This window comes from Planktothrix sp. FACHB-1355 (genome assembly GCF_014748295.1).
Lineage (GTDB): Bacteria > Cyanobacteriota > Cyanobacteriia > Cyanobacteriales > Aerosakkonemataceae > Aerosakkonema > Aerosakkonema funiforme_A.
This window is the reverse complement of sequence record NZ_JACJUP010001245.1, coordinates 1-1,915: the sequence shown is the minus strand read 5'-3', so window position 1 is coordinate 1,915 and position 1,915 is coordinate 1. Positions and strand designations below refer to the sequence as shown.

Annotated in this window: 1 protein-coding gene; it reads left to right on the top strand. The window is 43.6% G+C overall.

The window, feature by feature from the left end; genetic code table 11:
• On the top strand, positions 1–1,915 hold a 1,915-nt coding region (locus H6S82_RS31240; RefSeq protein WP_191057335.1), incomplete at both ends, for a tetratricopeptide repeat protein.

Below are 1,915 nucleotides of genomic sequence, written 5' to 3'. Positions count from 1 at the left end.
TTGGGTAATGCACTGGCAGATGAAGGTAATTTAGCAGAAGCGATCGCATCTTACCAGCAAGCTGTAACCTTAAACCCCAAATATATCGAAGCGCACTACAATCTGGCAAATCTTTATAATATTATCGATAAGTTAGAAGAGGCGATCGCATCTTATCAGCAGGTGATTTCCTTAAATCCCGACGATGCAAACGCGCACTACAACTTAGGCGTTGCGCTTGGGAAACAAGGGAAGTTAGAAGAGGCGATCGCATCTTACCAAAAAGCGATTGTCTTAAATCCGAAAGATGCCGAAGCGTATAACAATCTGGGTAACGCGCTTCAGGAACAGGGAAATTTAGAAGAGGCGATCGCATCTTACCAAAAAGCTATTAACTTAAATCCCAATTACGCCGAAGCATACAATAATTTGGGTTATGCTTTCCAAGAACAGGAAAAATTAGAAGAGGCGATTTCTTACTACCAAAAAGCGCTTACCTTAAATCCCAACAATGCTGAAGTACACAACAACCTGGGTAACGCATTTGAGGAACAAGGAAAATTAGAAGACGCGATCGCATATTACCAGCAAGCACTTGCCCTCAATCCCAACTATCCAAATGCCTACAACAACCTGGGCAAAGTATTTATAATTCAGGGTAAGATAGCAGAAGCTCAAATCCTCCTGCGTCAAGCTTTAACTCTTAAGCCCAACTTTCCAGAAGCTCATGAAAACTTGGGTGTAACTTTACTATATACTGGCGACTTCAAAAACGGATTTGCCGAAACAGAGTGGCGCTGGCAAATAAAAGAATTCATCCGCCTCCATTTACCCCAATCCCTCCTCTGGGATGGATCTGATTTGCAAGGACGAAAAATTTTGCTTGTTTGCGAACAAGGATTTGGTGACGGTATTCAGTTTATCCGCTACGCTCCCCTTGTGGCACAACGCGGCGGGCGTGTCATTGTCATGTGTTACGAATCGCAGCGACGATTGTTTAACACCGTCGCTGGTATCGAACAGTTAGTAACTATGGGGACGCAAGTTGAGTTTGACGTTCATGCCCCGTTTATGAGTTTACCCCATATTTTGGGTACTACTTTAGAAACAATTCCCGCCCAAATTCCCTACCTTTTACCTCCTCAACCATATCCTTTTACACTCGAAGTACCGCCCGGAATGCTACTAAAAGTAGGAATAGTTTGGGCAGGGAATGCCGCTAATAAAAACGATCGCTACCGTTCTTGTTCATTGAGCAATTTCTTATCTATATTAAATATTCCACAAATTGCCTTTTACAGTTTGCAAAAAGGTGCAAAAACTGCCGAATTGTCCGAATTAGGCATAGGGGAAAAAGTACAGGATTTAAGCGAAAAATTCCATGATTTTGCAGATACCGCCGCTGCTGTAGCGCAACTAGATCTGGTTATCAGTGTAGATACGTCGGTAGCGCATTTGGCAGGAGCGTTGGGAAAACCATTATGGCTGGTGCTGGCAAAAGTACCTGACTGGCGATGGATGCTCGATCGCGAAGATACCCCCTGGTATCCCACTATGCGCCTGTTCCGCCAGTTGCGATCGGGAGATTGGGCAGAAGTATTTGAACGAGTAGCTGTGGCGTTAGAAAACGCGATCGCAAAATCCCAGTCAAGTGCAATTACCGACAAACTCACTCAAGACAAACTCACACAGACAATTAGCTACGAGGAAAAAACTCTACTTCCTGTCGATGGTTTCAACCGTTTAAAGAAATGCCGTCACGGCGTTTTTCTTTACAACATAAATGATACCTATATTGGCAGGTCTCTAGACCTCTATGGCGAGTACTGCGAAGGTGAAATCGTTCTATTTAAACAATTCGTACAGCCCGGAAATTTGGTATTAGATATAGGGGCAAATATTGGGGTTCATACTGTATTTTTTGCCGAAGCTGTTG